Genomic DNA, 1,541 nt, shown 5'->3' with positions numbered 1-1,541 from the left:
CATCTAAACTATAGGTGATTCCTGTTGAATTGTTCGCCGTTGTAGTGGTAGTTACTGTTCCCGCTCCTTGACAACGTGTCGATGTCGTTGGGGAGAAAGCATTAATCGTTACTGTTGAATTTATAGTTAATGCTCTTCGTGTTGAAGTAGCTGTTGGTGTACATGTTCCACTCACAACACAATCAAAACCAGCTCCAGATAACGCAGCATCTGCTGCTACTGCACCGGTAATTGTAAGTGTTGCTGTGGAGGTTCCCCCATAAGTAGAACCATTACCAGTGGCTCCGTCATTAATAGCTACACCATTTTTACGCCATTGATAAGTCAATGCCGTACCCGTTGCTGTTACACTATACGTAGGATTAGCACCAGAACAAACCGATTGATCTGCACTCGATGCAGAAATACTAGGTGCGGTATTCAACGTTAAAGCAGCAGCAGTAGAAGTAGCGCCTCCACATGAATTATAAACCACAACATCATAACTGGCAACATCACTAGCTCCTACCGTTGCGATAGAAAGTGATGCTGTAGTAGCATTTGATACTGTAGAACCTGTTCCAGTAGCTCCATTGGCTAGAGGTCCTTGACCTTTATTATCAGATGTTACCCATGTCGTATAATTACTCGCATTGTCATCATAAAGTGAAGTGGTACCTGAAGTTCCAAAACTTAGATTGTTATAATAAGCATCCGCATTGCCTCCTGGTGAACCAGCATAATTCCACAAACGAACTTTAGTGATAGCTTGACCACCTCCTGGACTTGAAAGATTTCCTGTAATGGTATAAGTAGAACTATCACTGTACCTAGTGATAAACACAGAATAGGTTGAAGATGAAGTTAATGTAAATTTAATATTTAATCCTAATCGGGTAAAGGTAGGTAGCGTACCGCTTTGACTTCCAGCACCTATGACATAGTTTGAACCACCTCCTGTGAAGTAAAACTCAAATAAATTTTGATCGGAGGCGTTTCGTATACTAAATCCTACACTAACACCATTGGCAACGTTACCATTATCAAAATCAAGATTAATTACCTGTCCTACTGCCAGAGTCTGTCCGCCAAGAGATCGAACTGCCTCATTGTTTATTGGTAACCTCCAAGCGTTACCGCTTACGTCTATTGCAGAACCAGTATCTCCGTTATTATTCCCTAAGGAACTGGCAATCGCTTGACCTGAACCAACAAAGGAAGTCCATGCACCACTAGTTCCCCATCCACTACCGCGCTTACGCCATGCATAGGTAGGTGAACCACTGGCTGTAACTGTAAAGGCTGCTGTAGAACCACTACAAACTGCATTCGCAGAGGGTTGCACCGAAATGGACGGCGCAACACTTATCGTTACTACATGAGTAGTAGTCGCTGGTCCATTACATCCTGCTGCACTTGCCGTGATGGTTGTCGTTCCGCTCCAACCCGCTGCATAGGTAACAGCTCCTGTGGATGAATTTATACTATTGCCTGAAAAAGCTACCGTAGTAGCATCTAAACTATAGGTGATTCCTGTTGAATTGTTCGCCGTTGTAGTGGTA

1 protein-coding gene is annotated in these 1,541 nt (G+C 43.3%); it reads right to left on the bottom strand.

The window, feature by feature from the left end:
• A partial coding sequence (locus tag F6464_RS14555) for an immunoglobulin domain-containing protein (protein WP_225318101.1) occupies positions 1 to 1,541 on the bottom strand: 1,541 nt, incomplete at both ends.

It is taken from the genome of Flavobacterium luteum (assembly GCF_008806775.1).
Taxonomy (GTDB): domain Bacteria; phylum Bacteroidota; class Bacteroidia; order Flavobacteriales; family Flavobacteriaceae; genus Flavobacterium; species Flavobacterium luteum.
Note: the sequence above shows the minus strand (reverse complement) of the source record. Positions and strands in the feature narration are given on the sequence as shown.